Source organism: Phyllobacterium sp. UNC302MFCol5.2 (assembly GCF_000686005.1).
Lineage (GTDB): Bacteria > Pseudomonadota > Alphaproteobacteria > Rhizobiales > Rhizobiaceae > Phyllobacterium > Phyllobacterium pellucidum.
The window spans coordinates 247,770-269,949 of sequence record NZ_JMLL01000012.1; the positions used below are offsets into that span (position 1 = coordinate 247,770).

16 protein-coding genes are annotated in these 22,180 nt (G+C 58.4%); 5 read left to right on the top strand and 11 right to left on the bottom strand.

The window, feature by feature from the left end; all coding sequences use genetic code 11:
• Positions 1–15: 15 nt before the first annotated feature.
• From BR48_RS0115960 to BR48_RS24755, 5 genes are all read right to left on the bottom strand, one after another.
• The gene (locus BR48_RS0115960) at positions 16–2,523 is read right to left on the bottom strand and encodes an EAL domain-containing protein (RefSeq protein ID WP_027232232.1); all 2,508 of its coding nucleotides are present in this window, start codon (positions 2,521–2,523) and stop codon (positions 16–18) included.
• A gap of 258 nt (positions 2,524–2,781) precedes the next feature.
• Positions 2,782–4,098 carry a plasmid replication protein RepC gene (gene repC / locus BR48_RS0115965; protein ID WP_027232233.1) on the bottom strand — a complete coding sequence of 439 codons (1,317 nt, stop codon included), beginning with the start codon at positions 4,096–4,098 and terminating at the stop codon, positions 2,782–2,784.
• A 205-nt stretch (positions 4,099–4,303) separates the two neighbouring features.
• A complete protein-coding gene (gene repB / locus BR48_RS0115970; RefSeq protein ID WP_027232234.1) occupies positions 4,304–5,365 on the bottom strand; it encodes a plasmid partitioning protein RepB in 1,062 nt (353 codons plus the stop codon).
• Positions 5,366–5,375: 10 nt separating this feature from the next.
• Complete coding sequence (gene repA, locus BR48_RS0115975) at positions 5,376–6,653, bottom strand: plasmid partitioning protein RepA (protein ID WP_027232235.1); 1,278 nt, start codon at positions 6,651–6,653, stop codon at positions 5,376–5,378.
• Between the two features lie 254 nt (positions 6,654–6,907).
• Complete coding sequence (locus BR48_RS24755) at positions 6,908–8,833, bottom strand: adenylate/guanylate cyclase domain-containing protein (RefSeq protein WP_051615062.1); 1,926 nt, start codon at positions 8,831–8,833, stop codon at positions 6,908–6,910.
• A gap of 219 nt (positions 8,834–9,052) precedes the next feature.
• Here BR48_RS24755 and gltS point away from each other — a divergent pair, with 219 nt between their 5' ends.
• Positions 9,053–10,246, top strand: a complete 1,194-nt coding sequence (gene gltS / locus BR48_RS0115985; RefSeq protein WP_027232236.1) for a sodium/glutamate symporter — start codon at positions 9,053–9,055, stop codon at positions 10,244–10,246.
• 21 nt (positions 10,247–10,267) lie between these two features.
• Here the strand turns inward: gltS and BR48_RS0115990 are convergent, their stop codons facing one another.
• Positions 10,268–10,579 carry a hypothetical protein gene (locus BR48_RS0115990; RefSeq protein ID WP_027232237.1) on the bottom strand — a complete coding sequence of 104 codons (312 nt, stop codon included), beginning with the start codon at positions 10,577–10,579 and terminating at the stop codon, positions 10,268–10,270.
• Positions 10,580–10,792: 213 nt separating this feature from the next.
• Between BR48_RS0115990 and BR48_RS0115995 the strand changes: the two genes are divergently transcribed.
• The 3 genes from BR48_RS0115995 to BR48_RS0116005 all read left to right on the top strand — a co-directional run bounded on the left by BR48_RS0115995 (position 10,793) and on the right by BR48_RS0116005 (position 14,309).
• Positions 10,793–12,469: an alpha/beta-hydrolase family protein gene (locus BR48_RS0115995; protein WP_027232238.1), complete on the top strand. Its 1,677-nt coding sequence runs from the start codon at positions 10,793–10,795 to the stop codon at positions 12,467–12,469.
• A 151-nt stretch (positions 12,470–12,620) separates the two neighbouring features.
• The gene (locus BR48_RS0116000; RefSeq protein ID WP_027232239.1) at positions 12,621–13,112 is read left to right on the top strand and encodes a DUF1269 domain-containing protein; all 492 of its coding nucleotides are present in this window, start codon (positions 12,621–12,623) and stop codon (positions 13,110–13,112) included.
• Positions 13,113–13,259: 147 nt separating this feature from the next.
• On the top strand, positions 13,260–14,309 hold the full coding sequence (locus BR48_RS0116005) for an AI-2E family transporter (RefSeq protein WP_027232240.1): 1,050 nt from the start codon (positions 13,260–13,262) through the stop codon (positions 14,307–14,309).
• A 5-nt stretch (positions 14,310–14,314) separates the two neighbouring features.
• Here BR48_RS0116005 and BR48_RS0116010 read toward each other — a convergent pair whose 3' ends face one another.
• The 4 genes from BR48_RS0116010 to BR48_RS0116025 all read right to left on the bottom strand — a co-directional run bounded on the left by BR48_RS0116010 (position 14,315) and on the right by BR48_RS0116025 (position 20,145).
• Complete coding sequence (locus tag BR48_RS0116010) at positions 14,315–15,760, bottom strand: amidohydrolase family protein (RefSeq protein WP_036814658.1); 1,446 nt, start codon at positions 15,758–15,760, stop codon at positions 14,315–14,317.
• 146 nt (positions 15,761–15,906) lie between these two features.
• Positions 15,907–18,054, bottom strand: a complete 2,148-nt coding sequence (locus tag BR48_RS0116015) for a TonB-dependent siderophore receptor (protein ID WP_027232242.1) — start codon at positions 18,052–18,054, stop codon at positions 15,907–15,909.
• A 135-nt stretch (positions 18,055–18,189) separates the two neighbouring features.
• On the bottom strand, positions 18,190–19,074 hold the full coding sequence (locus tag BR48_RS0116020; RefSeq protein WP_027232243.1) for an AraC family transcriptional regulator: 885 nt from the start codon (positions 19,072–19,074) through the stop codon (positions 18,190–18,192).
• A 9-nt stretch (positions 19,075–19,083) separates the two neighbouring features.
• Entirely contained in the window at positions 19,084–20,145 is a 1,062-nt protein-coding gene (locus BR48_RS0116025; RefSeq protein WP_027232244.1) for a siderophore-interacting protein, read from the bottom strand.
• Positions 20,146–20,473: 328 nt separating this feature from the next.
• Here BR48_RS0116025 and BR48_RS0116030 point away from each other — a divergent pair, with 328 nt between their 5' ends.
• Positions 20,474–21,298, top strand: coding sequence for a class I SAM-dependent methyltransferase (locus BR48_RS0116030; RefSeq protein WP_027232245.1), 825 nt, complete (start codon positions 20,474–20,476; stop codon positions 21,296–21,298).
• An 18-nt stretch (positions 21,299–21,316) separates the two neighbouring features.
• Here BR48_RS0116030 and BR48_RS0116035 read toward each other — a convergent pair whose 3' ends face one another.
• Positions 21,317–22,177 (bottom strand): NADPH-dependent oxidoreductase, encoded by an 861-nt coding sequence (locus BR48_RS0116035; RefSeq protein WP_051615064.1) that lies wholly within the window; start codon positions 22,175–22,177, stop codon positions 21,317–21,319.
• Between the last annotated feature and the right edge of the window lie 3 nt (positions 22,178–22,180).

Sequence of the window (22,180 nt, forward strand, 5' to 3'; positions counted from 1 at the left end):
AATCGGGGTCAAACGCTACGAACGGCTGCCGTGCCCCATATGCTGCCGGAGTTCCACGGCTTTCTTCACGAAATTATCTAGGAATGCCTGAGCAGAAACCGCGCGTCCGAATAGCGGCCCCATGCCGTAGGTGCAGCCGCATTCAATGAGCGGCTCAATATCAGCTGCATTGTTGACACCAACGGCGGCGGTATACATGCCAAGATCGGCGGCAAGTCTGCAGATCGCCCGTAGAAGCGTCCGTTCCCGTCCGGGCCGGTCAATATTTCGATGCAATGATGGACCGGCTATCAGACATTCGGACTTTACCGCTGTCATCGCCGCAAGGCTGGCATTGTCCAAGCCAAAATAATCGACCGCAAGGCGGAAACGGAGTGTTTGAAGCTTGTCGAGGGTGCGCACGATCTGTGCGTCCTCAAGGCTCGAAGCATTGCGGACGATGACAAACATGACGTCCGCACCGTCGACATCCCACTCTCGCTGCAACTCCGTTACGCGTTCGACAAAGAGCGGATCAAAAAGCTGAACCTGCGAGAGATTAATACAAACGACCATCGGCGCTTGCGGATGAAGCGTCTTGAATGTCCGCAGGAATTTGAATGCCTCGCCGATGATATAAAGCCCTACATCGCGAATGGAGCCGTTCTTTTCGAAAATGGAGAAAAACTCCTTCTGCCTGATCGCACCAAGTTGCGGATGATTCCAAACACCAAAAACCTGAACGGAATCGATCAACCTCGTTTTGAGTTCGGCGATCGGCTGGAATTCAACCGAGAACTCGCCGCCCATGATGGCGAGTGCAACGTTCCCGGTTGCCTCGAGTTCCTCTTCGAGATCATGAAGCAATGCCGGGTTATACCAGATGGCGCCTTCGCTTTGCGTTTTCTCCGCGTAGTGAAGTGCGCCGTTGGCACGCCGCAGCAATAGATCGAAGTCGGTTTGCTCGCTCTGCTTGATGCTGACTGAAGCAACGATCTCGACCGCGCAGCGTATGCCCGCCTGTTCGTAAGGCTCACGCAATGATTTGAGAAGATTGTCGAGCTGGAGATGATCAAGCCCCGAGGGGGTGCAAGCAAGGAAAGCGGTCTCGTGTTCGCTTACGTTGCCGACGATGCTGTCAGGGTATTCGTTCCTTATGCGAGCAACGGTTCGAGCAATGATGTTCGCAAGAGCGGTGCCGCCAAAAACGCCGCCAATATGAGTATAGTTCGGGATCTTGATCAGAACCAGTTCGATTTGACCGGAGCGCGCAATCATTCCCGAATATTCATTGCTCAATCCGGCGCGGTTGAGCAGGCCGGTTGCAGGATCGTGATAAGCGAGGAATTCAAGACGATTCTGGTTGCGAAGAAGCGCCGCGCGCATACGCTCTACCGCTCCCGCGAGTGCAGCGATCTCCGTTACATTGGTTTCGACATTCACCGGCGTGTCCAGCTTGAGATTACTGACCTCGACGACCGCACGCGACAACCGCTTCACAGGATTGGCAACGTATGAAGCTGTATAGGCAGCAACGGCCAGGCTGGCGAGCAGTCCGACCATCAGGAGGAGCGGTGTACTCGGTCCCCAAAGCGCCGGCTTCGATAGTTCCGGCCCCAGCGTGAGCGTCAGACTCCAACCCTTCAGATCGCTCATCGGCAACGGCACTTCCTTAGAGATCAGCCCGTCCTCGATCTTCGCAGCGCTGGAATCATCGGATATGACCTGAAGCTGGCCGTCCCTGAAAACGATGAATTCCCCTGATCGTGTATGAATCGAAAGATTGGCAAAGGCCTTGCCGGTCATCTGTTGAAGGAATGCACCGATGGGCCGAAGATCCACATCCGCCGTAATGACACCGAGCAGCTTACCGTCGGGGTCATCCACCCTGACGATCCGCGACATTGCCCAAGCGCCCAGCATCTCAGTTGCATTTCCCGGCGCCACATATTTAAACGGCGCGCTCCAGATTGGTTCCTGCCTGATGCTGCCGCCCTGGTACCAGCCGCGGTCGTGAAGAATATAAGGCTTCACAGTCACGGTATTCGTTGGACTGATGAGATCCAGCCGGGTCGGATCATTCGCGTCAGTCTGCGCACGCCCAAGCAGCTTGTCGTCATGTGCATTGATCTTGAAGATCCCGAAGAATTGTCCGCTTTCTGCGCCAAAGGCCACATAGGCTGCTTCGGGTGGGATCGTATCTGGAGCGGCCGCATGTTTCTGAACGATCGCGAAGACACAATCGGCGGTCCGGCACGATGCGGATTTGATCTCGGCGCGCAGGGCCTCGACATAGTCGCTCGTCGGCGAAATGAGCTGGCCTAACTGTCCGGCAATATCTCCAGCCAGTATTTCCGCTGTGCGCTCTGAATAGATGCGGCTCTGGTTGGTCCGCTCCGTTTGAACGACCCAGCCTATCCCGAGAAAAACCAGGAATAGAAGGAGCACGAGGGGAAGACCAACGAGCGCAATGAGCGGGATGCCAGGGCCCCTTGCCTGTCGTGGATTATGAGGATCTTGCGCATCCGCGTCCGCAATATTCATGGAACCGATCCTAAAACGCACGAAAAAATCGATAAAATAAAATTTCGGGCCAAACCTCTACAGAAAATGCTGACCGCCCGCTCGCTATCGAAATATCATGCTGATAAATAGCTATCTTACTATTCATTCCCGGGCCGCACGAGGATTTCACTTGCATGGTGGTTTGCCCGAGAAGCATATGCCTATTCCTTGCAACGCCTAATAGCAAGATTGAATTGTCCAGCCGGGAACGCGCCCGCCGCAACCAACGCCTCCGCATCATTCCAGCCTCGCCGGCGCACTTCCCCCCAACGCCTTGATTATGGGAACGACGGAGTACAAGCCGTCTTCCGCGCGATCGGTCAGCGCTCGCAAATATCCGCCGGGGGACCGGATGTCGCCAACGCGTTCGAGGATTGCGGCGACGGTAATGGCGGCATTCACCTCTCCCATAGTCGATTTCGCCCGGTCCCAGGCATCAGGCGAAACACCAAGCATCGACCGGACGACGCCGGCCGCTTGCACCAGATCGCGCCAGTCGGCAATTCCAGCGCGGGCGTAGTCGCCTATCTGCGGACAGGCACTCAACACGGCGGTGAGCGGCACCTGCGCTGTGCCGGGCTCACTCATTGATTTGCGACCATCCGGCTGCGGGTGGTTCCGGTTGCCCCGCGCGGCATTAAGCTGCTTGCGCATTTTAATTAATGCCGCCGTTTTGCCGCTGCTCACGGTCTCCGCTTGCAGTGCAGCGGATTGCTTCAGCCCTTTTTCTGGGCTTTTCTCAAATTGGTGTTCTATATTTGAATTCTGAATATGGCGCTCAAAAGTGGAGTCACTGGCGCTCATTTCTTCATCTGAGAGTGACGCCAGATAGCTTTTCTCCACACGCACACGTAACGCAGTCAGCGCGTCACGCCGCCGCTCGAGGGTCTCCAGCGGCAAACTGCGCCCTACCCGCCCTGACAGGGCAGCAAGCTCCTCAGCATATTGCGTCCAGTCTCCCGGCCGGCCCTCGCTCAATCCAGCCTCTATCGTCTTCGATATGTCGCGCAGGTGAATTGTAATCTCGCTGCGTATGCGGTGGATGGCCCGCGCAAGGTTGCGTGCGTCAGCCGCGTGGGCTTCAATTTCGGCATGGCGTAAGGCCAGCGGCGAGATGTCAAAGCCGAATGCGTGTTCTATCTCGCCCGTGTCTCCCCGCCGCGCATAGCGCTTGCCATTCGGGCTGTCGCGGCGAATGATCAGGCCGGCCTCAACCAGGGACGCCAGATGTCTGCGGATTGTCGCCGGCGCCATGCCGCGCGTGCGCATCGACAGTTCGGCATTGGATGGAAATACGATTAAGGGCGCGCTGCCGTCGAGCACCGTCTCGGGATGGAAGCTAAGCAGGGCTTCCAAAACCGCAATGGCTCGGTCAGACAGGAAAAAGGCTGCGCGCGCTTCCGTGAGCGAGCGCAGCAACGGCCATTTTTCTGGGTGATCCGCTGTCGCATCTGCCATTCTTTCGCGGGCTCGCGCAGTCTTTTCCTGCGCGGCGAGCATGGCATACGACAGCGATCGCCCGCCAAACGGCGTGGTCGCGAAACGGTCAGTCATGTCTTTACCTCAAATTGAGGCAAGGGAAAGGTGTTGCCGGAACGCGTCCGACTCTTGACAAGTCTGGGCGGAAGTGATTCTCTCGAATTGCTACATTGAAGAGGGCTTCCGGGGCGGTGACGTTCTGGGGGCCTTTTTTCTTGCCGTTGTTCCTTCTCTCGTTTTCTCTCGGATTTTACGCTTACGCAAAGATCTGTGGCGGGTATCAGCCCCGCTTCTGTTGTTTGAACCTGTTCAAAAGCGCATCGAGCTCGCCGGCCACAAACTCGGCAAAGCCCTCGGGCGCGTGCTCGGCAAAGGATAATGTCTTCTTGCCGTTGTCTGTCTGAAGACGAGCGACCGCGGCAGTGTTCCTGCCGGATTGTGGTATCGCCTGAGCCGTCGCAACGGGAACTACGACAGGCTTTTCCTGCTTCAACAGCAGTTCGAAGAGCCGGTTGAACCGTCCGTTGCTATCCGCACCCTTGAAGACCGGCGTCGCAATTTCGGCAAGTGCCGCCTTGCGCGCTTCTTCCGGCCGCAGCAGTTCGGAAAACCTTATCCAACGCGGGCGGCCGATTTTCGGTGCGGGCCCGATTGCACGAACGATCGGGGCCGGAACAGCCGCCGCAACCTGGAGGAAGCGGGTCATTTCAGCCTTGTCGATCGACAGCGCGTCTTGCACAAGACCGCGCTCGAAGCCTCGTTCCACCAGGTTGCTGGCAAAAAATGCGCGTTCGATAAACGACAGGTCGCGCCGTTCGGTGTTTTCCTTGCCCTGCGCGAGGACGAGTTGCACATCGGTAAGATCGCGAATGATCGCCTGCACCGGTTTGGCAATCCGCGCTGCGGCGCGTAGACGCCGATGTCCATAGGCGGTCTGGTACACTCCGTGCTTGTCCGGATGCGGCCGCACAAGAATTGGTACTTGCTGGCCGTTCGAGCGGATGCTTTCGACGAGTTCTTCGAAGCTTTCATCGAGTGGCGTATCGCTGCTGAGGCGATCCTCGATGAAGGAACTTTCAACCAGGACAGGATCGAGTTCGACGATGCGCTCGCTGCCTTCAAAACTATCCCTGATGCGGCGGGCATCCTCCAGTTCGCGCGAAATCCCCCCCAGCGAAAGTCCCATGGCTTTCACGGCACCTGAAGCCGCGCGCGGCTTCAGCGGTTCGACGTTGCCGGGCGGCTGGGTCGCCGGAGCTTCTGCCGGGTTTGCTTCGGATTGCGGCACCGTTTCAACGGTCCCAAACAAGGCTTTCAACTGATCCCTGCGGTTCTTGTCCATCACCGCCCCCTCACCCTGGCCTGTTCCAGGCCTTGGCGATCAGGCCCTCAATCTCGGCATTGACGGATGTGAGCGACTCAATCGCACGGTCGTAGGTGGCGCGGGTAAAGCTGTCGCGCGACACTTCGTACAGCGTTTGCTTGGTCAGGCCCGCATCGGAGAACGCGGTCGACTTCACCACGGACGACGTCAGCACCCGGTCGCCGAAAAGCGAGCGCAGGAAGCCTGCAATCTGCTGCTGTGGTGCATCGTTCGGCTCAAAACGGGTGATCAGATAACGCATGAAATCGAAGTTCAATTCACCGCCCGCTTCGCGGACAACTGCGAGAAGATCTGCGGTCATGAAGAGAAACTGGCTCATTGACGCAACATCCAGCATTTGCGGATGCACAGTAACCAGAACCGAGGTCGCGGCACAAAGCGCCGAGAGCGTCAGGAACCCCAACTGCGGCGGGCAGTCGATAACGACGACATCATAGTCATCGGAGACCGTGTCCAATGCCGCCTGAACTCGAGCGAAAAACAGTTGCTGCTCGACGCTCTGGTGCGTTCCGTGCTGGCGATCGGCCAGCATTTGCGGGGTCGTGTGCTCGAATTCCTGGAGTTCAAGATTGCCCGGCACGAGATCGAGGCCGTCAAAATAGGTCTTGCAGATAATGTCCCGCAGATGGCGGCGGTCGCCATCGTAGCGGATGGCGCCGTAGAGCGTGTCATTGCCTGTCAGATCAAGTTCGGGCTGATAACCAAACAATGCGGACATCGACGCCTGCGGATCGAGATCGACCGCAAGCACGCGCAAACCGGACATTGCCAGGTACTGGGCGAGGTGAGCGCTGGTCGTTGTCTTGCCGGACCCACCCTTGAAGTTGGTGACGGCAATCACCTGCATATGCTCGCCCGCCTTCGGATCGCGATGCGGCAGGTAGGTTTTCGCCTTGGCGCCTCCGGCCTCGGCGAGGTGACGCCGTAATGCGTTGATCTCGGCCAGAGAATAAAGCCTGCGCCCGCCGCTGCCGGTTTCGGGCTGTGGGCCCTCTCCGGCAAGCGAGAGCTGGCGCAGATAGCCGTCCGACACGCCGATGAGCCTTGCAGCCTCGCCACTGGTGAATTTGCGTAAGGACTTTTGCGCCGTCGGCGGAAACAAACGATTGCGCATGGCCTGCAGCTGCGCCGACAGCATTTCGGCATCGGCGGCAATCGCCCGGTCGGCGGATAGGGTAGCAGACAAAGATGCAGCGCTTGCCGGTTGCGCGCTGTCCTGTGGTCCTGTCTGTACCGCGTTCATCATGTTCACGTATTTATCCTGCATCGTCTAAGCCAAATCGCCTCGATGCAGGAAAACCATGCGCCGATTCGATAGAAAAACCAAAGGGGTAACGCCGGACAACAATTTAACGCTGCTTTGCGGCACTAACACCGCCACATTCTTCTAACGTTAAACTAACTGGATACCCCTCAAAACCGTAACCAAACTGGGGAAAGAACCGAGTCGCGTCAAGAACTTTATAGTTAACGCAAATTAACCATTTCGGCAGGGTGAAGCTACTTTGGTGCGGACCGTGTCTCGGCCGCCTGTTCCAAGCCTTCCGGACGATCTTGAGTGCGCAACCCAACGAGTTCGAACACGTCGAGCGCACCCTTGCGCCCTTTGACCGCCCAGGCGCCGAGTGACCGGAAGACAAATCGGTCGGCGCAGGCTTCTACAGTATGGCTGCTCACCAGTATCAGCGTGCCAAACTCCTTGTTGAGGCCCTCGAGCCGCGATGCGACGTTTACTGTATCGCCCATGCCCGTGTATTGCAGCCGGTCCTCCGCACCGACGTTACCGACAACCGCAGCGCCAGTATGAATACCGAAACGCGTGACGAACTCCGGGGAGCCGGCTTCGCGTTGGCGAGAATTGAACACATCGAGGTCGGCTTTCAATCGCAAGGCGCAGCGGCAGGCGTTAGCCGCGTGATCCTCATCGGCGACGGGCGCGTTCCACATGGCGTAGACCGAATCGCCGAGAAATTGGATAATGGTCCCGTGGTTCTCGCGCACACCCCGGCTTATGAGGTCGAAATAATCGGACAGGAGCGCCACCACCATTTCCGGTTGGTTACTCTCGGAGAGGGTCGTGAAGTCGCGTATGTCAGTGAACAGCACCGTCACCACCTGGCGCGTGGCGCTCCGATCGCCAAGCAGGTCCGACTCAACGACGCGGCGGACAAGTTCCTTCGGCACGTAGAGGCCGAAAGTGGCAATGGCCGCGCGTGCCGAGGCGAGAGCCGATGCGAGTGACCCGATTTCGGAGATTCGAGAGCGGATCGGTTTGACGGGAGCAAAATCCAAATCCTTCAACCGCAGGGCCTGGCCAGTGAGTTTGGTCAGCGATGCACTGATCATCCGCGAGACGAGGATGGCCATCGCAAGGCCGATGGCCAGAACGGCCAGCGCCGTCAACAACCCCCGACGCAAGAGCACGTTGGTTTCAGTGGTAAAATCGGACTGTGGGGCCGCCACCACGATCGTGCTGCCTTTCAAGACAGAGGTGAAATCGACTGGAACGAAGAGCATCACATAGGTCTCGTTACCCGTGCTGAATGTGGTCGCACCCTTTCTTTTCCCGCTTCCAATCGTCTGCATCAACGTTGGGAGCAGCGGGTCGAGCGTTGCAAGCGCAGAAACATCCGGAACGGCGCCGCCCTCGGCGCTCGCCAGAAGGCGATTCATTATCCGGGTGTCGGAATGAACAATGAGCTTGCCGTCCGTATCGAAAACATAAGCGGTCGAGCGGGGCGAGATGCGTTCGTCAGCCAGGAAATCGGCGATGCTGCCAAGCCGTATATTGGCGGCGACGACGACGCTCGGATCCGATGCGTGGCTAACGGCAAAGGTCTTCACCTGATTGCCGGTTAGTGGCATCGCATATATTGGGCTCACCACATTGCCGTCAGCGGCGATTGCCGCCTTGTACCAAGGGCGCTGGCGCGGATCGTAGTCCGCGATCACCGGGTCGCGGATCTCAAGAAGGCGGCGCTTCTCGTCGAGGAAACGCCAGGTCGACGTGGGGTGGCCGCCATTGCCGGGAGCGATTATCTGAATGGCAACTGTTGCGTTTTCCGGGGGCTTCAAGTTCGCCCGCGACTGCTCGTCCTTGTGGAAGTTGAAGGCTCGAATGAACGATCCATCGGGATAGCCAACCTGCAAACTGTCGAGATCCGGTGCAAGGAGCGCAGCTTCAGCTAAGAATTCGATCTTTTCTGCAAGCTGGTCGGGGGGCGGCGCACGAAATGAGTCCAGGACTCCAACAAGGCCCACAAACGCCAGTTTATCGGAGAACAGCACCCGATAATGGTCAACGATACGTTCGGAAAGCGAGGCCATCTGCTCGTCGATCGCAGCAAGAGCAGCCTGCCGTGCCCGGTCGAACCCGAGCCACAGCAGCGGCGCTGACACGCCGATAAGCAGCAGTACAATGATCACTCCGAGATGGACTCGAAGGGGCCGTGTCCAAAACGATCGAGAAGACGATTTCATATTCTGGCACGACCACGATGTTCGCGAATTACCTATGATAGAAGCAACTGCCCCGTTTCTGCAACTTATCGGTGCAACATGCATTTGCCGAGGATTTCGGAGACTGGCAACATGGTACCGTGCAGGTGCGCCACAGGCCCAACTCCCGATGAGGTCCGATCCCCCATGCAAAATATCGAGTTCCCAGGTTTTGTCAGTCTGACAATAGCAATTGTCGTTTTCTTTATCGGCGCTGGTCTCAATGGCCGCATCGCGGCATTGCGGCGATGGAACATCCCTGAAGCCGTGACCGGTGGTCTGCTCGCGGCACTGGTGACGCTTCTTGCCTACCGCGTTCTGGGTATTGCGATTTCGTTTGATCTGGCGGCAAGAGACCTTCTGCTCCTCTACTTTTTTACCGGTATCGGTCTCAACGCACGCCTTGCCGACTTGATTGCAGGCGGCAAGCCGCTTCTTGTCCTGCTCGGTTTGACGCTTGTCTACCTCGTCATCCAAAATCTCATTGCCGCTGGAAGCGCGGCCGCACTGGGTTTGCCTGAAGGCATTACCGTTCTCATCGGTTCAGCTTCGCTGATTGGCGGACACGGCACGACCATCGCTTGGGCGCCCATTCTCGTTGAGCGTTTCGGGCTCACCAATGCTATGGAGATCGGTGTGGCGGCGGCGACACTTGGTCTTGTCATTGCGAGCCTGATAGGTGGTCCTGTCGCCGGTCTTCTGATCGCGCGGTATGGGCTGAAAGGCCCGGACGCTGCCCCCTCGATCGGGTTGCCGAACACGGCCCCGGAAGATGATCTCAATCACATCACGCTACTGCGTACGATCCTCGTCCTTAACGTCGCCGTCCTTATTGGTTACGCAGTTGACGAACTCCTGGAGGATCTTGGCTTTCGTCTGCCACTCTTCGTTGCCTGCCTTCTGTCAGCAATCGTCTTGACCAATATCGTGCCGCGGATCATGCCGAACCTGTTCTGGCCGACGCGAACGCGCGCGCTGGCGCTCGTCTCCGACCTCTCACTCAGCATCTTCCTCGCAATGTCGCTCATGAGCATGCAACTCTGGACGCTGGGCGGGCTCGGTCCTTCGCTACTTCTGGTGCTGGCACTCCAGACGATCGCGGCGATCGCCTATATACTCTTTGCAGTCTTCCCCCTGATGGGCGGCAATTATGATGCCGCGGTGATTGCCGGCGGCTTCAGCGGCATAAGCCTTGGGGCGACGCCGACTGCCATCGCCAACATGACCGCTATCACCAAGCTCCACGGCGCTGCGCCCATGGCCTTCATCATCCTGCCGCTCGTGTCGGCATTTTTCATCGATATAGCGAATGCCTTCGCGATCGGCCTCTTCGTCAATTGACTGGGCGGTGCGATGAACCGATCAACGCCTGCTGCTGATGCGGCGCATGTCTACGATGCGGCCATCACGTTGCCTCAGCGCAACCTCGAAGCGGTTGCTGCCGCGCCAGGCGCGATAGACAAAAAAGCGGCCACGGCAATCGATGCGCCGGACATCGCGAAAGCCGCGGCTGCGGAGCCGCCGTTCTCCTTCGCTGCAGGAAATTCCACGACCATTGCTGACGCTCGTACCAATGGTGACGGATACGGTGGTGGCACTCGCCTCGCTTGGCAGCGCAACGGGCGAAAGCAGTATGCCGCAGGCCACGGCAAGCGAGACGAAAGATTGGCGCATGATGAGCTCCCGGATAGGCGGTATTCGAGGCAATCAGCGGCGTTGATGCCGGCCGGACAACTTTGGGACCAGAAGCGTCGAAAAGCAAAACAATTGCTTTGGAATTGGCGCGATGAGCGATCGGGTGGTTAATATCAGCGTGACAGCAAACGGAATTGCTACCACTATTCAACGAGATAACGAGTCGGCGAAGTCGGTCGGGGGAAAACCGGTGTGAAAGCTTACCTGGCAGTATTGGCGAAGTCGTTTTCCGCGATCGGTCTTCTGGTTGGCATCCTGTTCTTTGCGGCGTCGCTGACGCCCAGCCTCATGCCGCGCTCTTATCTCGTCCAGGGGGCGCTCTCGGGGTTTTGCGCTGCGCTCGGATACGGTGTCGGCGTCGCCTGCGTCTGGCTCTGGCGTTATCTGGAAATCCCGGTGCCCCGTGCCCGCGTTCAGCGCGCCGCCAACTGGATCGCGATCATTGTCTGCATCGGCACCGCAGGCGTTTTCCTGTGGAAGGCCGCGGGATGGCAGAACACGGTGCGCGGGCTCATGGGGCTCGGGCCGGTCGAGAGCGTCGAGCCGATCGAACTTGCCATCATCGCACTCGTTATATTCCTCGTTGTGATCATGCTGGCGCGCCTCTTCCGGCAAACATTCCGCCTGTTTTCCCGCTGGCTGAAGCGGCTGGTACCGCGACGCATTTCAAACCTGGTTGGCGGCGTGCTCGCGGTTATCCTCTTCTGGTCCGTGGCACAGGGCATCTTGTTCAAGGGCGTCCTGCGCATGGTCGATACGTCCTTTCGTGAGCTCGATGCCCGCATCGATGACGGTTCGGCGCCTCCGGCGGATCCGAACAAACCCGGGGGCCCAGGCTCGCTTCTCGACTGGCAGAATCTCGGACGGCAAGGGCGCGCCTTCATCGCGACGGGGCCCACGGGTGCCGAGATCGGCAGTTTTTTCAACGCAAAAGCACTTGACCCCGTTAGGGTCTATGTCGGGCTGAACGCTGCGGAAACCGTCGATGAACGGGCGCAACTTGCCCTTGAGGAACTCAAGCGGGACGGCGGCTTCGAACGATCGGCCTTGCTCGTCATCGTTCCGACGGGAACGGGTTGGGTCGATCCCGAGGGCATCGATACAGTCGAATACCTTCACCACGGCGATATCGCCAGCGTTGCCATGCAGTATTCCTACCTCAGCAGCTGGTTGTCGCTGCTCGTTGAACCGGGCTACGGAGCCGAGGCCGGGCAGGCGCTGTTTCGCGAAGTTTATCGCTACTGGACTACGCTGCCGCGTGACCACCGGCCGAAACTCTATCTTTATGGCCTCAGCCTCGGCGCCATGAACTCCGAACTTTCGGCCCACCTCTACGATATTATTGGCGACCCGTTTCAGGGCGCCCTGTGGAGTGGACCGCCCTTCCAGAGCCGCATCTGGAACTCAGTCACCGCGGATCGCAATCCCGGCTCGCCGGCATGGCTCCCGCGGTTTCGCGACGGGTCGGTCATCCGGTTTACCAACCAGGACAATGCACTGAATATTCCAGACGCCGTCTGGGGCCCGCTTCGTATCGTCTATCTGCAATATGCCAGCGACCCGGTGACCTTCTTCGATTTCCATGCGCTCTATCGCGAACCCGCCTGGATGCAAAACCCGCGCGGCCCGGATGTCTCACCGAGCCTGCGCTGGATTCCTGGCGTGACCATGCTGCAACTGCTGTTCGACATGGCTATCGCGACGACCTCGCCCATGGGATATGGCCACGTCTATGCCCCTGAACACTATATCGACGGCTGGATAGCCGTGACCGATCCGCAGGGTGTGACGCCTGAAGATCTTGCTCGACTGAAGACATTTTTCATCAAACGGTCGCGCAGCGCTGATAATCCGCCAGCAAGTGATTGATCAATAGGGGCAAATGCGGTGACGCGTCGATGGAAAAAGAAACGCGATGCATGGCCTTGGGATTTATTGCTAATCTCTTGCGAGCGCCGAGCAAGATATAGTTTTTCCAGTGCGCTACGGCGTTCATAACTTTGTGAAATTTGGAGGCAACATGTCTGATCTAATTGTGATCGTCTATCCCACCGAAGAAAAAGCCGAGGAAGTGCGCAATCGCCTTCTCGAGCTCCAGAAGGAATATCTCATTACGCTAGGCGATGCGGTAATCGCGACCAAGACCGACGCCGGCAAGGTCAAGCTGAACCAGATGGTCAGCACGACCGCGGCCGGTGCCGTATCGGGCAGCTTCTGGGGTCTGCTCATTGGCGTCCTCTTCCTCAATCCGCTCATCGGCGCAGCCGTGGGCGCGGCATCAGGTGCGCTCGGCGGAGCGTTGACGGATGTCGGCATCAACGACAACTTCATGAAGGATCTCGCGGCAAGCATCCAGCCCGGTAATGCCGCCTTGTTCGTACTGGTCCAGTCGATGACGGCTGACAAGGTCCTCAAGGACATTTCGCACTTTGGCGGCGTCGTTCTCAAGACCTCCCTCGACGAGAGCAAGGAACAGGTCCTGCGCGACGCTTTGCAGAAGGCATCGTCGTGACCGTTTGAAGCGGGAGACGACCATCAGTGTTCCCCTCGCTTTCTCCGACCGCAGTCGGTGGCGCGCAGGGGCCGCTGAAGGTACTAATCTGACTTTTAACAGCAGCAATCAACAGGTAGGCCGGGCAAGGGTTGGGTTGACGAAGGCATGACAGTCCAGAACGCCAAACCGATGATCGGCTACCTTGCTACCGGAATCCTGGTACTCGCGCTCCTGCGCTTTGGTCAATCCATATTTGTCCCGCTGGTCTTTTCCCTGTTCGTCATTGCGCTCGTCGGCCCGCTGCAGATCAAGTTGCAGCGCTGGATTCCGCAACTGCTTGCGCTGCTTGTGACGGTATCGGCAACGATCTTCATCATCATCGCCGTCGGCTCGTCCGTCACCTGGGGTTTCAGCAAGCTCGGCCAATGGCTGTTCGTCAATGCCCGCAGGTTCCAGGATGTCTACGTGCACTGGACCGACTGGCTGGAGGGACACGGCATTGCCATCGCGGGGCCTCTTGCTGATCGTTTCGATGTGACGTGGCTCGTCGGCTTTACGCAGGGGCTTGCCGGCCGGCTGAACAGTTTTGCCGGATTTGCCTTGCTTGTCTTTGTGTTCGTGATGCTCGGCCTTTTGGAGATCGAGGCTTTCGGCAAGCGGCTGCGCTCTCCTGCCGTTCAGCCGCAGGGCATGAAGATGCTTCACGCCAACCGAGAGATCTCGAAGAAGCTGCGCCGTTTCATGCTTGTGCGCACCTTTGCCAGTGTCCTGACTGGCTTGATCGTCTGGGCCTTCGCGTTGGTTGCAGGTCTCGAACTTGCTGCAGCCTGGGGCGCCATCGCCTTTACGCTGAACTATATCCCATTCCTCGGGCCGTTCGTGGCAACCTTCCTGCCGACCCTCTTTGCCATAGGTCAGTTCGATTCGTGGCAGATGGCTGTGGCGGTATTCGTCGGGTTGAACCTCATCCAGTTCCTGATAGGCAGCTATCTCGAGCCGTTATTGATCGGCACGTCCCTGGCGATCTCGCCCTTTGCGGTGATTTTCTCGGTGTTCTTCTGGAGCTTCATGTGGGGCGTGCCGGGTGCTTTCATTGGCGTACCGATCCTGATCGCGTTCATCATCTATTGTGAACAGTCACCCGGGGCGAGATGGATTGCGGTATTGTTGTCGGCAAAGCCTTCTGACGACGATGCGGACAAAGCTTCGACCTGACGCAGCTATCCGCTCAGGGTGTTTTTATGAATCCTGCCATCCTTCATGATGACGGCGAGAGGCTTCTCCGGCTCATTCATAAGATTGATGTTGTCCAGCGGATTCCCATCGACCACCAGGATATCGGCGAACGCGCCCTCCTCCACCACGCCAAGCTTGCCAGGATAGGGATTGCGCAGGTTGGAAAGCGCCAGAAGCTCGGCATTGGTCGATGTCGCCATGCGCAAGATCTCGGCGTTTGTGTACCAGCGGCTGAGATGCGTGAGCATGGTGCCCTGCCTTGCCGTCATCTGCGGCGAGAACAACATGTCGGATCCCCATGCAGTCTTGATGTTATGCTTTTTCGCAAGTTCGTAAGCAGTAAGCGTACCGGCGAAGACCTGCTGCAGCCGGTCGAAACTCGGCCCAGTCAGCGGCACTGAATCCTCCACCGAGAGAAACGGCTGGATGCTTAGCCAGACGCCCTTGTCCGCCATCAGGCGTGCCGTCTCCTCATCCATGAGATGGGCGTGCTCGATGCAGGCCGCCCCGGCATTGATGGCCCGCTGTACCGTATTCGGCGCGTAGGCATGGACCGTTACATAGGTGTTCCAGTCGCGCGCCACCGAAACGCCGGCGCGCAGATCATCCTCACTGAATGTCGACATGTCCAGCGGACTGCGCGGCGACGAAACACCCCCGCCCCCGACAAGCTTGATCTGGGACGCACCCTGCAGCATCTGCTCGCGGACGCGCATGCGCACTTCGTCGGCACTATCGGCGATCATGGCGCCGCCGGTTTGTTCGATCAGGCTAAGCTGGGCCGGATTGCGTGGAATTTCCGAAAGCATGCGCAGATCGCCATGACCGCCGGAGGTCGTAATCATCGCTCCCGACGGGAAGATGCGGGGCCCGGGTATGACGCCGTTGTCGATCGCCTGCTTGAAGGTAAAGACAGGCCCGCCGACATCGCGCACTGTGGTGAAGCCGCGCATCAGGGTGCGCTCCGCTTCGGCTGTCGAGGCCGTGAAAATTGCACCTGGGTCGCCGGTCGTTGCGATGCCGACGGGCACGGCCGCAAAGAGCGTGTGCCAGTGGGCATCGATCAGGCCCGGCATCAGCAACCGGTCGCCGCAGTCGATGACAGTCGCATCTGAGGGCGGCGGGCTATTGCCAGTGTCGATTGCGGATATCCTGTTGCCCTCAACCAGGACCTGAACACCGGTTCGCGCGGCGTCGGACTTGCCGTCGAACAGCTTCAACTGCCGGAAGAGGACTTTAGCGGGCTGTGCGGCGGCCTGGGCGAATGCCCCGCGCGGCGTCGCGGCGGCGGCAATTGTCGCGGCGACACCAGTCAAGAATCCGCGGCGTGTCAGATCTTCCAGGCGGCGGCATACCTGCTGCAATTCCGGCGACAGGCAGGCGCAACCGGCGCCGTTGACGAGGTGCTGGTACTTCTCACCAAGACGCATTGCGATGCCCCTTTGCACTACTTCAGGTTGAGGTCTTCTTATACCAGCTAGCCCGAGCCAATGCATGGAAGAAATCGGCACGTGCAGCCGAATAAATGATGGGCATTACAGCAGCTTGCAGCACTGCTCATCGCCGGCCGTATCCGCTACCAGGTCAGATGCGCCTTGAGCAGGGCCTTGCGGCCTTCGCCATAGGAACAGACAAGCAGCCCCTGGCAACCCGACACATAATCCTTGTCGAAGAGGTTGGTAACGTTGAGATCGACGCCCCAATTGTCCTTCTTGTAACCAACTTTGAGGTCGACGAGGGTCGCGTCCGGAACCTTCAATGTATTCATGGCGTCCGCATAGCTCGAGCCGACATAGCGCACGCCACCGCCGACCGCGACACCTTCGAGCACCCCGGTCTGGAATGTGTATTGCGCAAAGAGCGAGCCCTGTATTTCGGGGATGAGGTAGGGGCGCTTGCCGATCAAGGCTGCATCCGCATCGTCCTTCACTTCCATGTCGAGCGCTGTAAATGCCGCGGTCAGCCTCCAGGCCTCGGTGATATTTGCCTGCGCCTCGATTTCAAAGCCGCGCGAATTGACCTCGCCGACCTGGTATTGCGCCAGGAAAGGACCGGTCAGGACATTCTCCTTGGTCAGATCAAAGAGCGCCGCCGTGATCAGACCATCGAACATGGTCGGGCGGTATTTGACGCCGACCTCATATTGATGGCCGGTCTCGGGCTTCAGGAAATCGAGATTGGCATCGACGCCGATCTCTGGGCTGAAGAAGGTCGAGACGCTGGCATAGGGTGTAAGACCGTTTTCGAACTCATAGGCAATGCCGGCGCGCCCGCTCGTGCTGCCGTCATTGCCGTCATAAGATGGCGTGCCGGTCGCTTCGGTCTTCACGTAGTCGTAGCGGCCATTGAGGGTAACGAGCCATCCATCGCCAAAACGCAGTTGATCCTGTGCGTAAATGCCGATCTGGTTGCGCTTCAAAACCTGGTCAATATAGGGCGTAAACATCGGACCCTGCGGTGCGCCATAAATCGGATCGACGGCGCTGATTGGCGTCGCACCACCCGTCGCCTGCATCTGGTCGATGTTGAAGTATTTATATTCGGCGCCGAAGAGCAACGTGTGTTCGATGGGACCGGTGTTCACCGTCCCCTCGAGTTGATTGTCGACGATGAAGGTGTTGACAGTCGTGTCGTGAAGGAAGTTGATCCGCGACAAATCGTAGTTGTCGCCCACCGGCTGTTCCGAGAACGGCACATATCCGAACGGATAGAGCGAATGTTCGCGGACGTCGCCGTAACCATAGCGAAGGTTCTGGCGCACCGTCCAATCATTGTCAAACGTGTGTTCCAATTCGTAGCCGATAGCGGCCTGTTCGCGATTGTAGTCGTCGACCCCCGGCTCGGTGAAATTGGCGTCGCGCTTGATCTTGCCGAACGGCGCATCGACGACCGTTCCGTAGTATGGCAGGAAGCTACCGCCCCCATGGGTCTCATCGAGGTGGGTGTAGTTGGCGAGCACGGTAAATTTGGTCGACTCGTCCGGTTTCCACGTGAGACTTGGCGAAATCACGCCAAGAAACTCCTGTGAGAGATCGGTATAGCCGTCGCCGCCCTGAATCTTGCCATTGATGCGGTAATCGACGACGTCGGAGGCCTTGTCGCCAATATCGAAGCCAAGATAACCCGTGCCGAAGCTGTCGATCCCGGTTTCGACATAGCGGAGGCGTTCGCCAGTCGGCCGCTTGCTGATAAAGTTGACGATACCGCCCGGATTGCTGCCGCCATAAAGGACCGAGGCTGGTCCCTTGAGGACTTCGACGCGCTCGATTCCCCATGAATCGATGAAGAAGCCGCCAAACCCATAGCCGAAGTTCTGAAGGCCATCGAGAAATGTACCTTTCTGGGTAGCGTCGAAGCCACGGATATAGAACCAGTTGGTATCGCTGTCGGAACCGAAAGGCTGGGTGAAGACGCCGCTCGTAAAGCGTAGCGCCTCGTCGATCTTCGTCGCGCCCTGATCATCCATCTGCTCGCGGCCGACGACCGAGACTGCCTGGGGAATTGCTTCGATCGGCGTATTCGTCTTGGAGCCGGTTGTCGTGCGCTTGGGAACGAATCCCTGTACCGGTCCGGTGGCCGATCCGTCGCTCTGGTCGATGACAATCGGATTAAGCTCGATGTTGGAGGTCGTGCTCTGCGCCCTCGCTCCAAGCGATCCGAAACAAACGAGCAACGCAACCCCGCCGCTCAAGGCAAAGGTTGCCGACCGATAAACCCCACGCATTCTACCCTCTTCGACATAGACGGCCGAGCCGACCGCAACACTATTAAGTTGAGTATATATATCAACTTTTAAGAATTGGATTGAAAGTTTCTGTCGCCTTTTGAACGGTTTTGGTCCGAACTTGCCGATGTGAAGCTATTTGCAGAGATCACGCAGCCAGGCGGCGGGAGTGATTCCAACGATCTTCTTGAACATGCGAGTGAGGTGTGCCTGATCGGAGAAGCCGGTGGCGGAGGCGATGGCCGGCAATGATGAACCGGGCTGTCTTAACAGCGCTTGTACCCGGCGCATCCGTGCCTTCATCTGCCACTGATGCGGCGCGACACCGGTGGAGGCCTTGAAGGCATGGCTGAAATAGGATTGTGACAGGCCAGCAAGGCCAGCAAGTTCCTCGAGGCGAATGTTGCGCAGGCAATTATCTTCGATATAGCCGGTCACGGACCGCAACTGGCGCGGCGAGAGCTGGCTGCGTTGACGTTTCTGTTCCTGCGCGATGCCGAAAAGCTGCACGACAAGGGCTGTTGTCAGTCCATCACCATAAAGGTCGTGCAAGGGTTGTTCGTTCAGGCATTCCTCGGCAATCAGTCTGGCGAGGCTCGCGATGCGGTCATCGAAGAACATGAGGCGGGGAGCGCCGAGCGTTCCGCATTTTCTCGCCTCCGGAAACCGATGCGACAGGATGGCGAGATCGAAATGCAGATCGAGGTGGCGCAGATATTCCACGCCTTCGCCGCGACCCCAAACCGGAAGGCCCGCAGGTATATAGCTCATTGGATAGACGGCGATGTCGCCAGGCGTCCCATGCGAGGCCGGACCAAGACCGACACTGAAGGTCCCGGAGCCTGCCTTGTCGAGGGTTACGAACAAACGCGGATCCTCGGATATATACTCGCCCTCGGCGCCAGGCTCGCATTTGACTGACCAGACATCGGCAACGACACCGGTCCAGGCCCGCCACTTCAGCTCGCCAAGAACCGTGACGCCTTCGACTTTGCTCGTCATCCTTGGATGGAACGTCATCGTTTCGCGCTACCCTTCGTGTCCACGGCGCCAGTAAGAGACGACGAGATGTTCCTCCCGCGCCAACTTGCGTTCCTTGCGCACGTGGTTGCGAATGGATTTGAACGCCGAAAATTCGCAGCCGGCCCAGACAAAGACCCGCACATCCGTTGGAAACGCCACCTTAGCCACTGCTTCGGGAAGCAGATCTGTTGTTCCGGCGGCCGCACCGGAACGATGCAGCCACACGAGATCGAGACCGCAGGCCGCGGTAAGGTTCTGCTCATCTGCCTCGTCCTCTACTTCAATCCGCACCACGACCTTTGCAGCTGCAGGCAGTCGTTCGAGTATGCGACCGATCGCAGGGAGGGCCGTCTCATCGCCGGCAAGAAGATACCAGTCCGCTTCCCCGACATCGCCGCCGCCCGGCCCTGTCATGCCGACAAGGTCACCGGGCATGGCATTGAGAGCCCATTGCGAACCGGGAGTTCCATCATGGATGACGATATCGATATCGACCTCGCCCCTGGCGGCATCAATCTTGCGAATGGTGTAGACGCGCGAGACGAGTTTGTCGCCTCCTTCCGGCCATTCCGGGCGACCGTCTTCGCCCATCACCGGCCATCGTGGTTGCGCGATGCCGTTCGGCGGAAACAGCAGGTGCACATGCAGCCCGCCATATTGGAACCGCGCAAGGTTGTTGCCCCGCAGCGTCACCCTGCGCATCCTCGGCGAGACATTGCGGCTTTCGACCACGCGCATTTCGCGGAAGAATGGCGGCACGCTTCCAACGGCCCCGTCACCCTCCCAGACAATCCGTGGCCTTTCCGCCCGCGCAAATTCCAGCACGTGGTTGGCAAGCGCATATTTCATATAGGCAAGTCCGGTCTCGTCCTCGCCTTCGGCTGTCAAGGACAGGCTGTCCCCGTCGGCCGCAAGGTCAGCCTTGCCATACGTCAGACCGATGGTGCCGCCTTCACGACGCCGTGTGACATCCCCATGCTCTGAAAAGTGATCAAGCAGCTTGTTGAGATGCAGTGCTGGATTGGTGAGGGCGACCCGCGCAGATGCGCGCAAAATTGTGTCTGGCATATTGACCTCGGCAAAGGCAATCCCGCGCTGACACGGCAGGAAAGCATCTATCGCTCAATACGCGATAATAATATGATAATTCAAGTCATATTATTGACGGGGCAGCTTGAACAGAAAGTGGCCCGGCCCGCATGGCTGTGGACTCTGCGGTTACCGGGCCGGTCGTGCGACTGGAAGTCTTCGACGCCCCATGGACGCACAAACAGGTAAATAATTTGCCGCGATCCGCTGATTTCACGGCCGACGCCAGGCGACGTCATATCGCTTCCGACTGCGACGAGGTATAATCCGGCATTCACCTTGTTACGCGCCCCCGATAGGAACGCCGATGAGCATTGAAGAACAAGTCGCCCGGCACTACACACACGGCTCGCTGGAAAAGGCGATATTGGCGGCGCTCATAGCTGCCGGTAAAGACATCGATACCCTGACGGCGTCTGATCTTGCGCCCATTGACGAGTTTCACTTCGGCTGGCTTCCCGCGACCATAGAACTCGGCAGAAGCTTGCGTATCGAGCCGCAAATGCACCTCCTTGACGTTGGTTGCGGCATAGGCGGGCCGGCCCGCTATCTCGCCGAAACCTATGAGTGCCGCATCACCGGTGTTGATCTTACTGACGAATTCGTCGAAGTCGCCCGGGCACTGACGGACCGCTGTGGACTTGATGACCGCATCGATTTTCATCAGGCCAGTGCGCTCGCCCTTCCTTTCGATGAAGGCAGTTTCGACGCTGCCTACATGATCCACGTCGGCATGAACATTGAAGACAAGCACACGCTTTTTGCTGAGGTCTGGCGCGTCTTGAAGCCGGGCGGGCGCTTTGTCGTCTATGACATCATGCGTGTGGGCGATGCGCCGCTGACCTATCCCATGCCCTGGGCCATGAACAAGGAAACGAGCTTCGTCGAGACGCCGGGCTTCTATAGCAAGACATTGAGCGCCGCAGGTTTCGAGATACAGGCAAAGAATAGCCGGCGCGATCTCGCCATAAAAATCGTCCGAGAGATGCAGGCCAAGGCTGCGGCGGAGGGTCCGCCCGTGCTCAGTGGACAGATCATCATGGGACCAACGGCCAAGCAGCGACTGGCAAACGCTTTTGAAGCCCTCGAAAACGGAATTATCGAACCAATCGAGATTGTTGCACGGGCATAGTCGCGCTTTGATCCTCGCCTACTTCAGCCGGAACCCAAACCCTTCCAGTACGTCGCGAAGCTTGTCGCGGTTCTTCAGCGCCTCCTTCGTGGCGATACGGCGGGAGACCTGTTCCGACCAATCGATCGGTGTCATCGACTGGATTTTTTGGAAGGCGCGCAAAGTCTCATTGTAGAGACCGAGGTCGTCTTTGCTGGGGTTCTCGCTGTATCGCTCGCGGTGGAGCACGGTGGGTTGCGGCAGGCGGGGCTTAACATCTGTCTTGATCGCAGAATCGGGATATCCGACCGTCAGGCCGAACACTGGAAAGACCAATGCGGGCAGATCGAGTTCCCGGGCAACCGTAGCCGGATCGTTGCGCAGCGCCCCGATATAGCAGGTGCCAAGGCCGAGGGACTCAAAGGCGACCAAGGCATTTTGCGCGGCAAGTGCGGCATCGATGATGGCAAGGAGAAAGCCCTCGACATAGGCCAGGCCGTCAGATGTCGATCCTTCCGCATCGGCGATACGGCGCAGCCGGGAAAGGTCCGCAAGCCAAACGAGAAGCAAAGGCGCCTGGTCGATCTGCCTCTGGTTGCCAGCAATGGCGTTGATCCGCGCTTTGCGCTCTCGGTCTTCGACCGCAACGACACTCCATGCCTGCAAGTTCGATGATGTGGGAGCCGATTGCGCGGCGGCAATCGCAAGTTCCACGACCTCGGCCGGAACAGGCTTTGGCAGGTAGGACCGCACGCTGCGATGATCGAGCAGAACATCAATTGTCTCTGTCGAAATTCCATGGCCTACCAAAGGATGATCTTCGCCGTATCGTTGTTCCAACAGCCTTTCCAGGCGGTCGCGCGGCGTATCGTTCAGGGTTTCGGCTGCAGTGATGGGCATCAA

Excerpts from the sequence above, each read along its gene's own strand:
- BR48_RS0115960 (WP_027232232.1), bottom strand. The coding sequence starts at position 2,523 with ATGAATATTGCGGACGCGGATGCGCAAGATCCTCATAATCCACGACAG.
- repC (WP_027232233.1), bottom strand. The coding sequence starts at position 4,098 with ATGACTGACCGTTTCGCGACCACGCCGTTTGGCGGGCGATCGCTGTCG.
- repB (WP_027232234.1), bottom strand. The coding sequence starts at position 5,365 with ATGGACAAGAACCGCAGGGATCAGTTGAAAGCCTTGTTTGGGACCGTT.
- repA (WP_027232235.1), bottom strand. The coding sequence starts at position 6,653 with ATGATGAACGCGGTACAGACAGGACCACAGGACAGCGCGCAACCGGCA.
- gltS (WP_027232236.1), top strand. The coding sequence starts at position 9,053 with ATGCAAAATATCGAGTTCCCAGGTTTTGTCAGTCTGACAATAGCAATT.
- BR48_RS0115990 (WP_027232237.1), bottom strand. The coding sequence starts at position 10,579 with ATGCGCCAATCTTTCGTCTCGCTTGCCGTGGCCTGCGGCATACTGCTT.
- BR48_RS0116000 (WP_027232239.1), top strand. The coding sequence starts at position 12,621 with ATGTCTGATCTAATTGTGATCGTCTATCCCACCGAAGAAAAAGCCGAG.
- BR48_RS0116005 (WP_027232240.1), top strand. The coding sequence starts at position 13,260 with ATGACAGTCCAGAACGCCAAACCGATGATCGGCTACCTTGCTACCGGA.
- BR48_RS0116010 (WP_036814658.1), bottom strand. The coding sequence starts at position 15,760 with ATGCGTCTTGGTGAGAAGTACCAGCACCTCGTCAACGGCGCCGGTTGC.
- BR48_RS0116015 (WP_027232242.1), bottom strand. The coding sequence starts at position 18,054 with ATGCGTGGGGTTTATCGGTCGGCAACCTTTGCCTTGAGCGGCGGGGTT.
- BR48_RS0116020 (WP_027232243.1), bottom strand. The coding sequence starts at position 19,074 with ATGACGTTCCATCCAAGGATGACGAGCAAAGTCGAAGGCGTCACGGTT.
- BR48_RS0116025 (WP_027232244.1), bottom strand. The coding sequence starts at position 20,145 with ATGCCAGACACAATTTTGCGCGCATCTGCGCGGGTCGCCCTCACCAAT.
- BR48_RS0116030 (WP_027232245.1), top strand. The coding sequence starts at position 20,474 with ATGAGCATTGAAGAACAAGTCGCCCGGCACTACACACACGGCTCGCTG.
- BR48_RS0116035 (WP_051615064.1), bottom strand. The coding sequence starts at position 22,177 with ATGCCCATCACTGCAGCCGAAACCCTGAACGATACGCCGCGCGACCGC.